Raw genomic sequence first — 17,040 nt, 5'->3', positions numbered from 1 at the left:
AAGGGGATCGCAATGCGTAAGCAGTGGCTGGGGATCTGCATCGCAGCAAGTTTACTTGCCGCCTGTACAAGTGATGATGGTCAGCAACAGGCAACCGTCGCGCCGCCGCAGCCTGCGGTCTGTAATGGCCCGATTGATGAGATTAGCGGTGCCGATCCCGTTTATGAATCGCTGAACGCCAGCGTGAATCAGGATTATCAGCGCGACGGTAAAAGCTATAAAATCGTTCAGGATCCTTCCCGTTTCAGCCAGGCTGGCTTTGCTGCCATCTATGACGCTGAGCCCGGCAGCAATCTGACCGCGTCGGGTGAAACCTTCGATCCGATGCAGATCACGGCGGCACACCCGACGTTGCCTGTCCCGAGCTATGCACGCATCACTAACCTGGCGAATGGCCGAATGATCGTGGTGCGTATCAACGATCGCGGTCCTTACGGCACCGATCGCGTGATCTCCCTGTCCCGCGCGGCTGCCGACCGTCTGAACACCTCAAACAATACTAAAGTGCGTATCGACCCGATTATCGTGGCGCAGGATGGTTCACTGTCTGGCCCGGGCACGGCCTGTACCACGGTCGCGAAACAGACCTATGCCCTGCCCGCTCGCCCGGATCTGAGCGGTGGTATGGGGGGCGCTTCAACGCCGGCAGAGCCCGCACAGCCGCAGGGTGAAGTGCGTGCTATCAGCAACGATACGCTGCAAAGTGAAGACGCGACCGGCGCCCCGGTGAAAAGCAGTGGTTTCCTTGGCGCACCCACCACGTTAGCGCCGGGCGTGATTGAATCAAATGAACCTGCCCCAGCGCCTGCGCCCGTCGCTGCTGCACCCGCTACACAACCCGCCCCGGTGACCGCGCCTGCTGCTACGCAGACTGCGGCGCCTGCGACGGCGAGCGGCAGCTACGTGGTTCAGGTTGGCGCCGTCAGCGATCGGACCCGTGCAGAGCAATATCAGCAGCGTTTAAGCAAGCAGTTTGGCGTGCCAGGCCGCGTTGAGCAAAACGGTGCGGTATGGCGTATCCAGATGGGTCCGTTTGCCAGCAAATCGCAGGCAGCGTCCCTGCAACAGCGTTTGCAGAGCGAGGCGCAGCTCCAGTCGTTTATCGCTGTTGCAAAATAATTATTCGGTGGTATCCGAAATGTCAGTTTGTGTAAAGCACGTTAACACTCTCATGATGAAAGTCGGATGCCTGCCCGTATAGCATTTGCTATAGTAAGGCACTTTTTTTAATTCCATCACGGATGTCGTAGTTCTGACCATGAAGACCACTTTTTCTGCTCGTTTTGTGCAGCGCATGGCGCTGACCACGGCCCTTTGCGCTGCTGCGTTCTCCGCAGCTCACGCGGACGACCTGAACATCAAGACCATGATCCCTGGCGTTCCGCAGATCGACGCGGAATCCTACATCCTGATTGATTACAACTCCGGCAAAGTTCTGGCAGAACAGAACGCCGATGCCCGCCGCGATCCGGCCAGCCTGACCAAAATGATGACCAGCTATGTTATCGGCCAGGCCATGAAAGCAGGCAAATTCAAAGAAACCGACCTGGTGACCATCGGTAATGATGCGTGGGCAACCGGCAACCCGGTGTTCAAAGGTTCATCGCTGATGTTCCTGAAGCCAGGCATGCAGGTTCCGGTCTCTCAGCTTATCCGTGGCATCAACTTGCAGTCCGGTAACGACGCCTGCGTGGCCATGGCCGATTTTGCAGCGGGCAGCCAGGACGCGTTTGTGGGCCTGATGAACAGCTACGTCTCCGCCCTGGGCCTGAAAAACAGCCACTTCCAGACCGTTCACGGCCTGGACGCCGAGGGTCAGTACAGCTCCGCGCGTGACATGGCGCTGATCGGTCAGGCGCTGATCCGCGATGTGCCAAACGAGTACTCTATCTACAAAGAGAAAGAGTTCACCTTCAACGGCATTCGTCAGACCAACCGTAACGGCCTGCTGTGGGACAACAGCCTGAACGTCGACGGCATCAAAACTGGCCACACCGATAAAGCCGGCTATAACCTGGTGGCCTCCGCCACTGAAGGCCAGATGCGTCTGATCTCTGCCGTGATGGGGGGGCGTACGTTTAAAGGCCGCGAAACGGAAAGCAAAAAGCTGCTGACCTGGGGCTTCCGCTTCTTCGAAACCGTGAACCCGCTGAAAGCTGGTAAAGAATTTGCCTCTGAACCTGTCTGGTTTGGCGATAACGATCGCGCTTCCCTGGGCGTGGACAAAGATCTCTATCTGACGATCCCACGCGGTCGTATGAAAGATCTGAAAGCCAGCTACGTGCTGAATACCACCGAGCTGCACGCCCCGCTGCAAAAGAATCAGGTCGTGGGTACGATTAACTTCCAGCTGGATGGCAAAACCATCGATCAGCGCCCGCTGGTGGTGCTGGAGGAAATTCCTGAAGGCAATTTCTTCGGCAAAATCATTGATTACATTAAGCTGATGTTCCATCACTGGTTTGGTTAAAAATTGAACACTTGAAAGTGTGATTTTGATCCCCATATACTACGTATCAGTAAAACTCCCGCCCCGTGGCGGGAGTTATTATTTTTTATACACACGCCGGAGCTGACATGAAAACCAAACTTAACGAACTGCTTGAATTCCCTACCCCTTTTACTTACAAAGTAATGGGTCTGGCGAAACCTGAGCTGGTTGATCAGGTGGTTGAAGTGGTACAGCGCCATGCGCCGGGTGACTACTCTCCATCAGTCAAACCGAGCAGCAAAGGTAACTACCACTCGGTCTCAATCACCATCACTGCGACACACATTGAGCAGGTTGAGACGCTGTACGAAGAGCTCGGCAATATCGAAATTGTTCGTATGGTGCTGTAGTCCCCCTGCGGTTACCCGGTTTGCCGGGTAACCCACTTCCCCGCTGTGATATACTCCCCGTTACCTATTCTCCCTTGTCTTCGGAGACGTCCTTTTGTACCAGGATAAAATTCTAGTCCGCCATCTTGGGCTACAGCCTTACGAGCCAGTCTCTCAGGCTATGCATGACTTTACCGATATGCGCGATGACACCACCTTTGATGAAATCTGGCTGGTTGAACACTTGCCGGTGTTTACTCAAGGCCAGGCAGGAAAAGCCGAACATTTATTGATGACGGGTGATATCCCGGTGATCCAGAGCGATCGCGGTGGACAGGTAACCTACCACGGCCCGGGCCAGCAGGTAATGTATGTCCTGCTTAACCTGAAACGCAGAAAGCTGGGCGTGCGTGAGCTCGTGACCTTACTGGAACAAACCGTGGTGAACACGCTCGCTGAGTACGGTATCGATGCTCACCCTCGCGCCGATGCCCCGGGCGTCTATGTTGGAGAGATGAAGATCTGTTCGCTGGGGCTGCGTATCCGTAAAGGCTGCTCGTTCCACGGGCTGGCGCTGAATATCAATATGGATCTGACCCCTTTCCAGCGCATCAACCCATGCGGGTATGCCGGTATGGAAATGACGCAAATGCGCCAGTGGGTCGATACCGCCACCCCTGAGAATATCCGCCCCGTGCTTCTGAAGAAGTTTTTAGCGCTGCTTAACAATCCTGACTACGAATATATTGCTGCTTAACACACTTCCGACAGTGGTTCGGTTATTTGACCAGCCACTGCTTAATTGCCGCATTTACGCTTTACAATAAACCGCATATTCTATATTTTCGAGTCGCCCATATATTAACGTCCCATATTAATTAGAACCTTAATAGTACCATCACCGGGTATCGTGTAACGTGCGTGATAATCACCCAACTGCTTGTTTTCGATAAACAAGGGAAACTTGCGAAACACTTTACGAATCTCTGCAAGCATAATAAATAAATTCAACTATCATTCATATTGTGAATGGATACTGAGTAAGAGCGTGGAGCCTACTAATTTACCAGCCAAACGCCTGAATGAAACCAGCGGCGAAGATAAGCCGCAAATTTTCCGGACTTTACGTAATATTGATCTCAATTTATTGACTATTTTTGAGGCGGTATATGTCCACAAAGGTATCGTTAATGCTGCGAAAATTCTCAATCTCACGCCCTCCGCTATTAGCCAGTCAATTCAAAAATTGCGCGCGATATTTCCCGATCCCTTATTTATTCGTAAAGGCCAGGGCGTAACCCCCACCGCGTACGCCACCCATCTGCATGAGTACATCAGCCAGGGTCTGGAATCGATTCTGGGCGCGCTGGATCTCACCGGCAGTTACGATAAGCAACGAACCATCACCATAGGCACCTCTCCCTCTGTGGGCGTTCTGGTCATGCCCGCTATTTACCAGGCTGTTAAACAGCATGCGCCACAGCTGCTGATCCGCAACGTGACCGTTAACGATCCGGAAACTCAGCTGGCACAATTCCAGACGGACCTGATCATCGACAGCAACAGCTTCGCGGCCAGGGCATTAGGGCATAACGTTCTCTATACCGACTCTCTGGCGCTCGTATGTCGTCAGAGTCATCCTGCTTTGGGCGCAGCTTTGACGCCTGAAAATTTGCGTCATTACGAACATGCAACCTTTATGTCCGAGGGGCAGGGTCCGGATCCGCTGCGCCAGCGTATTGACGAACTGTTCCCGGACCGTCTGATCAGCTTCAGCAGTTACAATATGTTTACCCTCGCGGCCCTTATTGGCAGCAGCGATTTGCTCTGTATTATGCCTGTGCGTCTCTTCACTCTGCTTCAAAAGTGCTGGCCGCTGGAGAGCATTCCATTGAGTCAACTTACGACGGAATCTGTTGAAATCTCACTGCATTATAACAAGCTAAGCCTGCGCGATCCGGTGCTGGAAAACGTCATTAACGTGATCCGCCAGGCGTTCTGATCCCGCCTTTCAGCACAAGCCCCTGCCGCAAGCGGGGCAAAAGGCACAAAACAACAACTATTTTACAAATTGGCGACCTGGCAGGCTGCTTTATCGCCCCTTTAAATGATATACTGCCTGTCGTTCGTTCAAAAATAGTTGATAATTACAACATTCCCTTGAATTGAAACGCTTTCCTTCGATATTCGCAACTGGAACACGCACGCTATGAGTAAACCCATTGTGATGGAACGCGGTGTTAAATACCGCGATGCCGATAAAATGGCCCTTATCCCGGTTAAAAACGTGGCTACAGAGCGCGAGGCGCTGTTAAGAAAACCGGAATGGATGAAAATCAAACTTCCGGCCGACTCTTCGCGTATCCAGGGGATCAAAGCGGCGATGCGCAAAAATGGCCTTCACTCTGTCTGTGAAGAGGCCTCCTGCCCTAACCTTGCTGAATGTTTCAATCACGGTACCGCGACATTTATGATTCTGGGTGCCATCTGCACCCGCCGCTGTCCGTTCTGTGACGTTGCCCATGGCCGTCCTGTTGCGCCTGACGCAAACGAACCGCAAAAACTGGCGCAGACGATTGCCGATATGGCGCTGCGTTATGTTGTTATCACCTCCGTTGACCGTGACGATCTGCGCGATGGCGGTGCTCAGCATTTTGCTGACTGTATTACCGCCATCCGCGAAAAAAGCCCGAACATTAAGATTGAGACGCTGGTGCCAGACTTCCGTGGCCGTATGGATCGCGCGCTCGATATCCTGACCGCGACGCCACCAGACGTGTTCAACCACAACCTGGAGAACGTACCGCGTATCTACCGACAGGTACGTCCCGGTGCAGACTACAACTGGTCGCTGAAGCTGCTGGAGCGCTTTAAAGAAGCCCATCCGCATATTCCAACCAAGTCCGGCCTGATGGTCGGCCTGGGTGAAACCAACGCTGAGATCATTGAAGTGATGCGCGATCTGCGCCGCCACGGCGTCACCATGCTGACGCTGGGCCAGTACCTCCAGCCAAGCCGTCACCACCTGCCTGTACAGCGTTACGTGAGCCCGGATGAGTTCGATGAAATGAAAGCCGAAGCGATGGCGATGGGCTTTACCCATGCCGCGTGCGGTCCGTTTGTTCGCTCCTCTTATCACGCCGATATGCAGGCGAAGGGCGAAGAAGTGAAATAAAGCTGTAAAATTTATTTACAGTAAAACAAAAAACCGGCCTCGTGAGCCGGTTTTTTTATGCAAGCCTTGCAGCATTGCCATTACTCTTTGTGTGAAAGCTTCTGTGCAGTGATGTCATCTTCGGCGCTTTTCTTTGCTGCCGCGTCGTCATCGTTCATTGCTTTCTTAAAGCCCTTAATGGCAGCACCCAGGTCTCCACCCAGCGTGCGTAACTTCTTGGTACCGAACAGCAGGACGACCAGTGCGGCAACCACCAGCAGTTTGGTAATACTAATCTCACCCATAAATACCTTCTTTACATGAAACAGGCTGCATTCCGCCAAAAAACCTGAACGTATTAACGGTCATTTGGCGCGTGCACACAATAGCAATCTGTAACAAGGTGAATCAAGCATTGTTGAAAAAAACATCACATTAATTGCGGTGGCGCAAACCTGCGGTTGCGCAGAACAGGTAATTGCTGACGCGCAAGCGCTATTCGGGCGAAAATTATCTCCGTCAGCAATAACGCAGGCGTCTCCGCTGCTGCCGCAACCGTCACCCCCAGCGGATCGACAACCCTGCTCTGCCCGATATTTTTGTTACCACATTCACCCGCGGCTACCACGTAACAGGTGGTATCCAGCGCGCGTGCTGCCAGCAGCGTCGCCCAGTGATGCTCCTTAAGCGGTCCTTTGACCCACGCGGCAGGCAGAACCAGCACCTCGGCCCCCTGCAATGCCAGGTTCAGCGCCAGCTCGGGAAAACGGATATCGTAGCAGGTCATCAGGCCAATCTTAAAACCCTCGACCTCAATCAGCGGCGGAATTACACTCCCCGGATCGACCAGGCGCGACTCCTGAACGCTGAACGCATCATACAGATGAAGTTTGGCGTAGCTCGCGACGATGGCACCCTCACGTATCGCCACCAGCGTGTTTACCGCGCGCCCCGGCGAGGACGGAATATGGACCGTCAAGATGGTGGTGAGCGTGTTGCCAACGCTTTCGGCCAGCAGTCGTTTCAGAAACTCCCCTTCCAGCGTTTGCGCAGACTTTACCGACAGGTCTGGATCGCCATCATCACGGGCCAGTAACGCCTCGGGAAGTACCAGCAACGACGCCCTCTTTTGCTTCGCCTGATGCATCAGGGAGACGCATTTTTCCGCGTTTTCATTCCAGTCCGGCGTCACCGCGAACTGCCCTACTGCAACATACATAATTGTCTCCCGGTTAAAAACAGCGTTACACTCGACGCACTTACACAGCAAATAGCAGGTATTGACAGTGTTACAACTACTTATAGCCGTTTTTATTGGTGGAGGCACGGGTAGCGTTGCGCGGTGGCTCTTAAGCATGCGGTTTAACCCCCTGCATCAGGCCATTCCGATGGGGACACTGGCGGCAAATCTGATCGGGGCGTTTATTATTGGGATGGGGCTGGCCTGGTTTAATCGCATGACCAACATCGACCCTATGTGGAAGGTTCTGATTACAACTGGTTTCTGCGGCGGCTTAACAACGTTTTCTACCTTCTCTGCGGAGGTGGTCTTTCTGTTTCAGGAAGGCCGGATGGGCTGGGCGCTGACCAACATTGCCGTTAACATGCTTGGCTCGTTTGCGATGACTGCGATCGCATTCTGGTTATTTTCCTCCGCCAGCGGACATTAAGCGCGGCAACCTTAATGTTGGCTTAATTTTTCTCTGTCACTCTTGGCTCAATATTGAATGAGGGTGATAGCATGAAAGAAACTCTGTCAGGCGTGGGTATGGTATTGCTAAGCGTCGCGATTGTGGCCAGCTTCCTGAAGATCTATCTTATTGGTTGATTCAGAACGAAAAAAACCCGCTCATTGAGCGGGTTTTGAAATTCTTGCTGACGCGTCTGAATTACAGAGCGATTACGTTAGCAGCAGAAGGGCCTTTGGCACCGTTAGTGATTTCGAACTCTACGCGCTGACCTTCAGCCAGAGTTTTGAAACCATTAGACTGGATTGCAGAGAAGTGTACGAACACGTCTTTGCTGCCATCTTCAGGAGTAATGAAACCGAATCCTTTGGACTCATTAAACCACTTAACGTTACCTTTAATCTTAGACATCAAAATTACCTTTACATTAAAAAACGACACAAATGCTGTGTCGGGTATCAGTACAACAATTGTGAGGCGTTTTGTCCAGCGGATCTTTGATAAAAAGTGACAAAAGTCGCGTTAATTTTCGCTGTTCGATTTTTATCCTTTACATTTCAATATCTGTGCGTTTTTTGGCCGATTTAGCAGAAAAATTCAGTTAAAACTGAAACCGCATCCAGGCAAAGTAAACGTTACCGTTGTTATAGGTACCCGGTATGTAGGTCATCTGAAACGTTGCCGGACCATAGCCGATGGAGGCAAGCGGCAGCAGTACCGGAACAGGAATGTATTTCCAGTTATCACGCGCCGTGAACCCTGCCGTATAGCCCAGCCCCAGACGGAAGTTGTCGTCTGATAACGGGCGCCAGGTTTTTTCCCAGCCGTAGCCACCAATAGGCTCCCATTTATTGTAGGAGTCCTTAAACGCCATCAGGTACAGGCCATGCCAGTTACCTTTTTCATCCCAGCGAGACTGACCGAAGCCGGCCCCCCACGGACGCTCGTTATAACGGTCAGTTTTTTCTTTATCGTAGGCAAAACGTGCATGCCACGTAATGGCCGGAATATAGAGATCGTAATGCTCAGGTTCGTTCCATGTTTGCGCGACGTTATCCGTGAAGGTGGTGAACCAGCCTTTATCCGCTGTATTGCTGTCTGCATTAACCGCAGACGCAAACGATAACTGCCCAATAATAAACAACAAAATCAGGGGGAATTTAATTCGTACAATCACAATGCCATTACCATATTTAGTATTCGGTGCAGACCTTAACACAGAATACTTGAATGAACGCTTAACAGCATGAGTGTTATTCCTAATTACCATCCCGTTCCTGGGAATAATCTGAGGATACATAAACTGCATGCCTGAATAAGTACATGCAGTTGACATATTTAACGTTGATGTAACAATTTGTAGAGTGTGGGAATAACTAACATCGATAATAACGGTGCCGTTACCATGCCACCAATCATCGGCGCGGCAATACGTTGCATCACCTCTGAGCCACTCCCACTGCCCCACATGATGGGCAGCAGTCCCGCCATAATAGTGGCGACCGTCATCACCTTCGGACGCACGCGCAGAACGGCACCTTCGTGGATCGCCCGCATCAGCACCGTATTTCCCCCTTCTGGCTCCAGCCTGTGATATTTATCGAGCGCATGATTCAAATAAAGAACCATAATTACGCCGAATTCTGCCGCCACCCCGGAAAGGGCGATAAAGCCAACGGCCCCCGCCACTGACAAATTATATTCAAGCAGCCACAGTAACCACACGCCCCCAATAAGCGCGAAAGGCAATGTCCCCATTATTATCAGGACATTTGATATCCGCCTGAAGGTTAACCATAAAAGGACGAATATAATCATCAGCGTGACAGGTAAGACTATTTTGAGCGTCGCGGTCGCCCGTTCCAGATATTCAAACTGCCCGGACCAGGAGAGAGACACGCCCTGCGGCAATACCACCTTCTCCTCCACCCGTTTTTGCATTTCATCCACGGCGGACTTCAGATCGCGCCCGCGCAAGTCCACGTAGATCCAGCTGGAAAGGCGCGCGTTTTCACTTTTTAGCATCGGTGGGCCTTCCGTCACGACGATATCGGCCAATTCCCCCAGCGCCACCTGGCTACCGCTGGCGGTCACTACCGGCAACACCCGCAACGTGTCGACGTTATCACGCAAATCGCGGGGATAACGCAGGTTGATGGGATACCGCTCGCGTCCCTGGATCACCTCGCCAATGTTATCACCCCCGACCAGCGTGGAGACCAGGCTTTGCAGTTCATCGACGGAAACGCCGTAGCGCGCGGCTTTTTGCCGGTCGATACGTATATCCACGTAGCGCCCGCCTTCCAGACGCTCCGCCAGCGCAGAGGAGACGCCAGGAACGTCCTTCACCACCTGCTCAATCTGCCGGGCCACGCGCTCAATGTCGGCAATATTATTGCCGTTCACCTTAATGCCGACAGGGCTTTTGATCCCGGTTGCCAGCATGTCCAGGCGGTTACGGACAGGCGGCACCCACACATTGGCAATACCCGGCAGCGACACGGTTTTATCGAGCTCCTCCACCAGCTTTTGCGGCGTCATTCCTGGCCGCCACTGCTCGCGGGGCTTAAAGTGAATGGTTGTTTCCAGCATGGTTAATGGCGCGGGATCGGTTGCCGACTCCGCGCGACCGGCTTTGCCAAACACGCTCGCGACCTCCGGTACGCTTTTGATCAAGCGGTCCGTCTGCTGAAGCAGCCGCGATGCCTCGCGAGCAGAGATCCCCGGCAGCGTGGAGGGCATATAGAGTAAATCCCCTTCATCCAGCGGCGGCATAAATTCGCTTCCCAGGCGGCTCAGCGGCCAGAGCGTGGCGATCAGCAGCAGACATGCCAGTGCCAGCGTCATTTTCGGGAAGGTCAGTACCTTGTCCAGCAGCGGCTCATACAGGCGGATCAGGAGGCGGTTGATCGGGTTTGCCTTCTCATCCGGGATTTTCCCGCGAATGAAAAAGCCCATTAGCACCGGCACCAGGGTGATCCCAAGCCCGGCGGCCACGGCCATCGACCAGGTTTTGGTGAACGCCAGCGGCGAGAACATTCGCCCCTCCTGCGCTTCCAGCGAAAAAACCGGTATAAATGACAGCGTGATGATTAACAGGCTGCAAAACAGCGCCGGTCCCACTTCAACCGCCGCCTTTTCCGCCAGACGCCAGTATTCCCCCGGCGCGGGCTCCTTGCCCGGATTATCATGCCGCCACTGCTCCAGCACCTTATGCATGTTTTCAATCATCACAATTGCCGCATCCACCATCGCCCCGATGGCAATGGCGATCCCGCCGAGCGACATCATATTCGCGTTAATGCCCTGATAGTGCATCACCACAAAAGCACCGAGGATCCCCAGCGGCAGAGAGACCATCGCCACCAGCGCGGAGCGCAGGTGGAAAAGGAACAGCGCGCACACCAGTACCACCACGGCAAACTCTTCGAGCAGCTTGTGCGTCAGCGTTTTGACCGATTCCTCAATCAGCGTGGAACGATCGTAGACCGGAACAATCTCGACGCCCTGCGGCAGCGTTTTTTGCAGCTTGCTCAGTTTCGCTTTTACCGCACGAAGCGTTTCCAGCGCATTCTGCCCGTAGCGCATCACGATCACGCCGCCAGCGACCTCCCCTTCACCGTTAAGCTCCGCCACGCCCCGGCGGATCTCCGGGCCAATGCCAATGGTGGCGACATCTTTCAGCAGGACAGGTACGCCATCGCGGGTGGCGATCACCACATTGCGAAAATCCTCCAGCGAGCGCAAATAGCCCGTTGTCCGCACCATATACTCCGCTTCGCCCATCTCCAGCAGGGCGCCGCCGCTCTCTTTATTGGCGGCCTGCACCGCGCCCGATAGCTGGCTGTGGGTAATATTCAGCGCGCGCATCTTCGCCGGGTCCGCCACGATCTGATACTGACGCACCATTCCGCCAATGCTTGCCACTTCAGATACATTCGGTACTGTCTTAAGCTCGAACTTAAGCGTCCAGTCCTGAAGGGCCCGCAGATCTGCCAGGCTGTGTTTTCCACTACGGTCGATCAGCGCATATTCGTAGATCCAGCCCACGCCCGTCGCATCTGGCCCCAGCGACACCTTCACGCCTGGCGGAAACTGCGCCTGTACCTGGCTTAAATATTCCAGCACCCGGGATCGCGCCCAGTAGAGATCGGTGCCATCCTCAAACAGCACATACACATAAGCGTCACCAAACATTGAAAAACCACGCACGGTTTTAGCTCCCGGCACAGACAACATGGAGGTTGTCAGGGGCCAGGTCACCTGATCTTCAATCACCTGCGGCGCTTTTCCGGGGTAACTCGCTTTGATAATGACCTGCACATCAGACAGATCGGGCAACGCGTCCAGCGGCGCGCGCTGCACCGCCCACCAGCCCCAGCCGGCCATCATCAGCGCGGCCAGGATCACCAGCAGGCGGTTACGCAACGAGGCGCGAATCACAGCGGCAATCATGGCGTCACCTCCGGCATCACGCTACGCAGGCTGGCTTCGGAATCAATGAGGAATTGCCCGGACGTCACCACCTTATCGCCCTCTTTGACCCCGGACAGGATCGCCGTCCAGCCCTGCGCCGTCAGGCCGGTTGTCACCGTCACAGGCTGGAAATAACCGTCCCCGGTGGCCAGCAGCAGACGCGCAGACTCTCCGCTGTTAATCACCGCCTCTTCCGGCACCGCCAGCACCGGCGGGCCTTTCATCTCTTCCGCACGCCTGACGGAGAGGTACATGCCTGGCTTAAGCGTATGTGCGGTATTTTCCAGCACGATACGGGCTTTCAGGGTTCGCGTGGTCGCCTCCATCTGCGGCAGCAATTCGCTGACCGTGCCGTGGAATTGCTCCCCCGGCCAGCTTTCTGAAGTTGCTACCACGTTGCTGCCCACTGCCAGAGACTGCGCCTGGGTTTGCGGGTAATCGACCACCAGCCAGACCGGATCGAGGCTGGCGATCTCAAACAGCGGCGCCGTTGCGGTGATTTGCGCCCCTTCCCGCACGTCCAGCTTCACCACATAGCCCGCCCGGTCAGCGCGCAGGGTGAGCGTGGTCTGCGGCTTACCGCTACGCTCCAGCAAACGAATGACCTCTTCCGGCATAAACTGCAACGCCAGCCGCTCGCGTGCGGCGCGGGTCAATGCGGCATCGCCAAGCTGACGAACCGCGAGATACTCCTGCTGGGCGGTGGTCCATTGCGGGATCCACAGTTGCGCCAGCGCCTCTCCGGCTTTCACCTGCTGCTGTGGCGCATTAACAAACAATTTTGACACCACGCCATTGGCCGGGGCTGACACCACCGAGACGTTACGTTCATCCGTTGCAACCGTGGCAAAGGCCGAGAACGGCGAAACCAGCTGGCGCATCTCAACGTTGGCGGTTTTCATCCCCAGGTTTTGCTGCTGTTGAGTGCTGATGGCCACGCCCGACGCCGCCTGTGCTTCATCGGCGTAGCGCGGGACCAGATCCATATCCATAAAGGGGGATTTACCCGGCTTATCGAAGCGCTGACCGGGCACCATAGGGTCGTACCAGTAAAGCACCTTACGTTCAGAGGGTTGTGCAGCCGCAGCCGGCTGATGCGTCTGCTTCTTTCCGACAAAATAGCCGCCAGCGGCAGCTATCGCGATGGCAATCGCCATTAACGTTGTTTTTTTCATTGCGCCAGCTCCTGCGGGATCAGCCAGTTCACGGCAGCCCAGGTTCGCGCCATTTCGCGCTCCGCCTGGTTCACCGCCAGTTCCGTATCCAGTACGCCACGACGCGCCTCCAGCAGGGCCGGAAGCGCCGACTGTCCAGAGCGATATTGCGCCGTCAGTACCGCCAGCCGTTGACGCTGCAACGGTAGTACCTCGTCCCGCTGTCGCTGCCACACCGTTTGCGCAGCCTGATACTGCGCCACCAGCGTTTGCACCTGGGCAATGTGTTCACGTTTGAGCAGCGTCAGTTGATCCACCGCCTGCATTGAGCGGGAAACATCGGCGGCGTAATCCTTGTCCTGACGTTTTGACTGGAACAAAGGCAGATCCACGCTGAACATCACGCCAGCCATATCGTCATAGCCTTCGGCGCGGTGGGCGTAATAGACCTCCACATCCACATCGGGTATCGCCGCCACGGCAGATTGCGCTGAACGCGCTTTCGCGGTCTCGGCTTCACGTCGTGCGGCCTCCACTTCCGGGTGCCTGACGATCCCCTCCTGCAACGTTTTTTCATCGGCAGGAAGACGCTGATAGCGCGGCAGCGGACCGCGAACCGCCGTAATCGCGTGCCCCGTAAGCTCCAGCAGACGGCTTTGCGCCAGCTGCACATCCCGCTGCGCCAGCGTCTCTTTGTCGCGCATGGCGCTGAGGATCATTTGCAGGGCCAGTACGCTGTCCGGCGTGGCGCTTCCCGCCCCGACGCTCGCCTTCTGCACGCCCCGCTGGCGTTCCGTTTCGCGGACCAGCGTTCTGGCCGTGTTCAGCGCCTGCTGGGCCAGCGCCAGATCCAGCCAGGCCTGGGCGGTATCACGCTGAAGCGCGGCGCGGACGGCCTCGGATTTTGCCAGCACGCTTCGCGCCTGCGCCTGAAAGGTCTGCGCTTTACGTTCCCGCTTCTCTGAGCTGACGTAGCTTTGCATGATGCCAACCTTCTGCATGGTCATCCCTTCGCGCGTCAGCCGCCGATCGTTGCTGCCCTGTACCGGCACGTTTTCGATACCGAATTTCAGTTTTGGGTCAGGTAATTGCGTGGCGGAATCCGCCATCGCATCCAGCGCCTGCGCTTCATTACGGCTGGCAGAGAGTTCTGCCGAGTAGCGCTGGGCTTCGGTCAGGGTGTGTTCGAGCGTCCACGGCTCCGCCTGCGCGGCGGAGGTTAACAGGCCGAACAACACCCCACCGAGCCACAGGCTCAGTGTGTGTTGTTTCATGGTGACCTCGCTTAGCGTGCTGGCGTCAGCGAGATAATCTGGAAACCGTCACCCGCACGCTCAAGCGTGAAGGTCACTTCATCCCCTGGTTTGGCGTCATTCAGCGTGGCGCCGGCAGATAAAGTAAACGGCATGGTCATTGCTGGCCATTTTAGTTCCGGTATGGCCTCGTGCCGGAGCATGACGGCGCTGTCAGAGATCGACTGAACCACGCCGTGGCCCTGCCAGGTCTGGTTTGCCTGAACGGTATAAGAAGCGAAAGAGACGGACGCGCCAACCAGCGCGGAAAGGAATATAGTACGCATGATAAATCTCCTGTTAAACGTTAAGTAAATAAAATCAACGAATTAACAGGTTTTTACTCCCGAAACCGGCAGTAGCGGATCGTTGCCGGCGGCCCCACAGCAGGAGGGGTAACGGACCACGCAGAATGGCTTGCAGATGAGCACTCTGGGGTCGTTAAGGTCAGGGTCATGGCGGCAGGCAGCGCCACCAGATGCGGCTGGGCAGGATCTTTTTGTACCTGATCCGGCACACAATGCTTTTCACACAGCGGTGAAGCACCGGCAGCATAATGCGGCCCCGGTTGCGCCATCATATCCATATGCTGGATGGTGGCCACCTCACCGCGCAAATCCATTGAACATTGATGGGAGGCGACGGCAACCTGACTCTGGATCAACAGCCAGCCAAACGCCAGCAAAAACATCAGCAGATGTTTTTTGATAAAGCGCAGGCGATATGTCCAGCTGGCGTGCATATTCAGATCGTCGGATAGGGTAAAAGTGAACCGAGTATAAGCAGGCAAAAGAATGAAAGAGAAGTGGTTTTAAAGAGATTTACGTTTTAAATCGATTGTCGGCAAGTAATACTCAAAACCTTAACACTTCACCATCATTTTAATGACATATAATATCTATTCATCAGGTCAATAACGTCTTAATATAAATGACGCAGGGTTAGCAAAAATATCGTCATCAGTGCCTTTAGTAGTCTCTTTCTTGATTTTAATCAGCAAGGACTGGACATTTATTCGGCACATTTCAGCTTCTTTTTTATTGATTATTTGTCTCTCGGGCAGCAAGGATACAGGGGAAATCATGCTTACTTTTCTCGAACTCCTCATTGGAGTCGTGGTCATTGTTGGTGTAGCACGCTACATCATTAAAGGTTACTCAGCCACCGGCGTGCTATTTGTCGGCGGCCTGACGCTGCTGATCATTAGCGCGCTAATGGGTCATCAGGTTTTACCCGCCAGCGAAGCCAGTACCGGATATACCGCTACCGATATTGTGGAATATATAAAAATTCTGCTGATGAGCCGCGGCGGCGATCTGGGCATGATGATCATGATGCTCTGCGGATTTGCTGCCTATATGACCTATATCGGCGCGAATGATATGGTGGTAAAGCTGGCTTCTAAGCCGCTGCAATATATTAATTCCCCCTATCTGCTGATGGTCGCGGCCTATTTCCTGGCCTGTCTGATGTCATTAGCCGTTTCCTCAGCAACGGGCCTTGGCGTGCTGTTAATGGCAACGTTGTTCCCGGTAATGGTTAACGTCGGGATCAGCCGTGGCGCAGCGGCGGCTATTTGCGCCTCTCCGGCGGCGATTATTCTCTCCCCTACTTCCGGTGACGTAGTGCTGGCCGCAAAAGCCGCGGAAATGTCGTTGATTGACTTCGCCTTCAAAACCACACTGCCGATCTCCATCACCGCTATTCTCGGCATGGGCGTGGCGCATTTCTTCTGGCAGCGCTATCTCGATAAGAAAGAGAACGTCAGCCACGAAATGATGGACGTCAGCGAAATCACCACTACCGCCCCGGCGTTTTATTCCATCCTGCCCTTCACGCCGATTATTGGCGTGCTTATTTTCGACGGCAAATGGGGCCCGCAGCTGCACATCATCACTATCCTGGTGATCTGTATGCTGCTGGCGGCCATCCTGGAATTCGTTCGTGGTTTTAACACCCAGAAAGTATTCACGGGTCTGGAAGTTGCTTTCCGCGGTATGGCGGATGCCTTCGCGGGCGTGGTGATGCTGCTGGTTGCCGCGGGGGTGTTTGCCCAGGGGCTGAGCACCATCGGCTTTATTCAGAGCCTGATCTCTATCGCCACCTCGTTCGGCTCGGCCAGCATTATCCTGATGCTGGTGCTGGTGGTGCTGACCATGCTGGCGGCGATGACCACCGGCTCCGGTAACGCGCCGTTCTACGCCTTTGTTGAGATGATCCCTAAGCTGGCGCACTCCTCCGGCATCAACCCGGCTTACCTGTCCATTCCAATGCTTCAGGCTTCCAACCTGGGTCGTACCATTTCTCCGGTATCGGGCGTGGTGGTTGCGGTTGCGGGGATGGCGAAAATCTCTCCGTTTGAAGTGGTAAAACGCACGTCAGTGCCGGTGCTGGTTGGCCTGATTATCGTTATTATCGCCACCGAAGTGCTGCTTCCCGGCGCTGCCTAAGCGAAA

Annotated in this window: 17 protein-coding genes; 8 read left to right on the top strand and 9 right to left on the bottom strand. The window is 54.6% G+C overall.

Annotation, left to right across the window (positions count from 1 at the left end; translation table 11 throughout):
* Positions 1–12 precede the first annotated feature (12 nt).
* The 6 genes from rlpA (at position 13) to lipA (ending at position 5,995) form a co-directional block, all read left to right on the top strand.
* Positions 13–1,119: an endolytic peptidoglycan transglycosylase RlpA gene (gene rlpA, locus ACQG1Y_RS06575; protein ID WP_368740709.1), complete on the top strand. Its 1,107-nt coding sequence runs from the start codon at positions 13–15 to the stop codon at positions 1,117–1,119.
* A 139-nt stretch (positions 1,120–1,258) separates the two neighbouring features.
* A complete protein-coding gene (gene dacA, locus ACQG1Y_RS06570; RefSeq protein WP_003858714.1) occupies positions 1,259–2,470 on the top strand; it encodes a D-alanyl-D-alanine carboxypeptidase DacA in 1,212 nt (403 codons plus the stop codon).
* A gap of 107 nt (positions 2,471–2,577) precedes the next feature.
* Positions 2,578–2,841 carry a DUF493 family protein YbeD gene (ybeD, locus tag ACQG1Y_RS06565; protein WP_003858718.1) on the top strand — a complete coding sequence of 88 codons (264 nt, stop codon included), beginning with the start codon at positions 2,578–2,580 and terminating at the stop codon, positions 2,839–2,841.
* Between the two features lie 94 nt (positions 2,842–2,935).
* A complete protein-coding gene (gene lipB, locus ACQG1Y_RS06560; protein ID WP_368740710.1) occupies positions 2,936–3,577 on the top strand; it encodes a lipoyl(octanoyl) transferase LipB in 642 nt (213 codons plus the stop codon).
* Between the two features lie 291 nt (positions 3,578–3,868).
* The gene (locus ACQG1Y_RS06555) at positions 3,869–4,822 is read left to right on the top strand and encodes a YbeF family transcriptional regulator (RefSeq protein ID WP_141414166.1); all 954 of its coding nucleotides are present in this window, start codon (positions 3,869–3,871) and stop codon (positions 4,820–4,822) included.
* A gap of 207 nt (positions 4,823–5,029) precedes the next feature.
* Positions 5,030–5,995, top strand: a complete 966-nt coding sequence (gene lipA / locus ACQG1Y_RS06550) for a lipoyl synthase (protein ID WP_006809637.1) — start codon at positions 5,030–5,032, stop codon at positions 5,993–5,995.
* Between the two features lie 80 nt (positions 5,996–6,075).
* Here lipA and tatE read toward each other — a convergent pair whose 3' ends face one another.
* Together tatE and ACQG1Y_RS06540 are read right to left on the bottom strand one after the other, a co-directional pair.
* A complete protein-coding gene (gene tatE / locus ACQG1Y_RS06545) occupies positions 6,076–6,279 on the bottom strand; it encodes a twin-arginine translocase subunit TatE (protein WP_003858723.1) in 204 nt (67 codons plus the stop codon).
* 125 nt (positions 6,280–6,404) lie between these two features.
* The gene (locus ACQG1Y_RS06540) at positions 6,405–7,193 is read right to left on the bottom strand and encodes a deaminated glutathione amidase (RefSeq protein ID WP_368740711.1); all 789 of its coding nucleotides are present in this window, start codon (positions 7,191–7,193) and stop codon (positions 6,405–6,407) included.
* A gap of 67 nt (positions 7,194–7,260) precedes the next feature.
* Between ACQG1Y_RS06540 and crcB the strand changes: the two genes are divergently transcribed.
* Positions 7,261–7,644 (top strand): fluoride efflux transporter CrcB, encoded by a 384-nt coding sequence (crcB, locus tag ACQG1Y_RS06535; RefSeq protein ID WP_017382474.1) that lies wholly within the window; start codon positions 7,261–7,263, stop codon positions 7,642–7,644.
* Between the two features lie 219 nt (positions 7,645–7,863).
* Here the strand turns inward: crcB and cspE are convergent, their stop codons facing one another.
* The 7 genes from cspE to ACQG1Y_RS06500 all read right to left on the bottom strand — a co-directional run bounded on the left by cspE (position 7,864) and on the right by ACQG1Y_RS06500 (position 15,326).
* A complete protein-coding gene (gene cspE / locus ACQG1Y_RS06530; protein WP_002439184.1) occupies positions 7,864–8,073 on the bottom strand; it encodes a transcription antiterminator/RNA stability regulator CspE in 210 nt (69 codons plus the stop codon).
* A 190-nt stretch (positions 8,074–8,263) separates the two neighbouring features.
* Positions 8,264–8,839, bottom strand: coding sequence for a lipid IV(A) palmitoyltransferase PagP (gene pagP / locus ACQG1Y_RS06525; RefSeq protein ID WP_017382475.1), 576 nt, complete (start codon positions 8,837–8,839; stop codon positions 8,264–8,266).
* A gap of 161 nt (positions 8,840–9,000) precedes the next feature.
* The gene (locus ACQG1Y_RS06520) at positions 9,001–12,117 is read right to left on the bottom strand and encodes an efflux RND transporter permease subunit (protein ID WP_368740712.1); all 3,117 of its coding nucleotides are present in this window, start codon (positions 12,115–12,117) and stop codon (positions 9,001–9,003) included.
* Positions 12,114–13,313: an efflux RND transporter periplasmic adaptor subunit gene (locus ACQG1Y_RS06515; protein ID WP_368740713.1), complete on the bottom strand. Its 1,200-nt coding sequence runs from the start codon at positions 13,311–13,313 to the stop codon at positions 12,114–12,116. The genes ACQG1Y_RS06520 and ACQG1Y_RS06515 overlap by 4 nt, the downstream gene beginning before the upstream one ends.
* Positions 13,310–14,566 carry a TolC family protein gene (locus tag ACQG1Y_RS06510; RefSeq protein ID WP_023303289.1) on the bottom strand — a complete coding sequence of 419 codons (1,257 nt, stop codon included), beginning with the start codon at positions 14,564–14,566 and terminating at the stop codon, positions 13,310–13,312. Before ACQG1Y_RS06510 ends, ACQG1Y_RS06515 begins: the two co-directional genes overlap by 4 nt.
* An 11-nt stretch (positions 14,567–14,577) precedes the next feature.
* Positions 14,578–14,871, bottom strand: coding sequence for a copper-binding protein (locus ACQG1Y_RS06505; protein WP_017694319.1), 294 nt, complete (start codon positions 14,869–14,871; stop codon positions 14,578–14,580).
* A 53-nt stretch (positions 14,872–14,924) separates the two neighbouring features.
* A complete protein-coding gene (locus ACQG1Y_RS06500; RefSeq protein ID WP_032652952.1) occupies positions 14,925–15,326 on the bottom strand; it encodes a hypothetical protein in 402 nt (133 codons plus the stop codon).
* 340 nt (positions 15,327–15,666) lie between these two features.
* On the opposite strand from ACQG1Y_RS06500, the gene dcuC reads away from it, so the two are divergent.
* Complete coding sequence (dcuC, locus tag ACQG1Y_RS06495) at positions 15,667–17,034, top strand: anaerobic C4-dicarboxylate transporter DcuC (protein WP_368740714.1); 1,368 nt, start codon at positions 15,667–15,669, stop codon at positions 17,032–17,034.
* The last annotated feature ends 6 nt before the right edge of the window (positions 17,035–17,040 follow it).

Source organism: Enterobacter cloacae complex sp. 397G4, from assembly GCF_050031515.1.
GTDB lineage: Bacteria > Pseudomonadota > Gammaproteobacteria > Enterobacterales > Enterobacteriaceae > Enterobacter > Enterobacter hormaechei_C.
The sequence above is the reverse complement of the archived record's forward strand: the minus strand, read 5'-3'. Positions and strand labels throughout refer to the sequence as shown.

Coding starts and splice junctions, on each gene's coding strand:
- dcuC (WP_368740714.1), top strand. CDS start 15,667: ATGCTTACTTTTCTCGAACTCCTCATTGGAGTCGTGGTCATTGTTGGT.
- ACQG1Y_RS06505 (WP_017694319.1), bottom strand. CDS start 14,871: ATGCGTACTATATTCCTTTCCGCGCTGGTTGGCGCGTCCGTCTCTTTC.
- cspE (WP_002439184.1), bottom strand. CDS start 8,073: ATGTCTAAGATTAAAGGTAACGTTAAGTGGTTTAATGAGTCCAAAGGA.
- ACQG1Y_RS06500 (WP_032652952.1), bottom strand. CDS start 15,326: ATGCACGCCAGCTGGACATATCGCCTGCGCTTTATCAAAAAACATCTG.
- dacA (WP_003858714.1), top strand. CDS start 1,259: ATGAAGACCACTTTTTCTGCTCGTTTTGTGCAGCGCATGGCGCTGACC.
- ACQG1Y_RS06520 (WP_368740712.1), bottom strand. CDS start 12,117: ATGATTGCCGCTGTGATTCGCGCCTCGTTGCGTAACCGCCTGCTGGTG.
- tatE (WP_003858723.1), bottom strand. CDS start 6,279: ATGGGTGAGATTAGTATTACCAAACTGCTGGTGGTTGCCGCACTGGTC.
- ACQG1Y_RS06510 (WP_023303289.1), bottom strand. CDS start 14,566: ATGAAACAACACACACTGAGCCTGTGGCTCGGTGGGGTGTTGTTCGGC.
- ybeD (WP_003858718.1), top strand. CDS start 2,578: ATGAAAACCAAACTTAACGAACTGCTTGAATTCCCTACCCCTTTTACT.
- rlpA (WP_368740709.1), top strand. CDS start 13: ATGCGTAAGCAGTGGCTGGGGATCTGCATCGCAGCAAGTTTACTTGCC.
- ACQG1Y_RS06515 (WP_368740713.1), bottom strand. CDS start 13,313: ATGAAAAAAACAACGTTAATGGCGATTGCCATCGCGATAGCTGCCGCT.
- lipA (WP_006809637.1), top strand. CDS start 5,030: ATGAGTAAACCCATTGTGATGGAACGCGGTGTTAAATACCGCGATGCC.
- ACQG1Y_RS06540 (WP_368740711.1), bottom strand. CDS start 7,193: ATGTATGTTGCAGTAGGGCAGTTCGCGGTGACGCCGGACTGGAATGAA.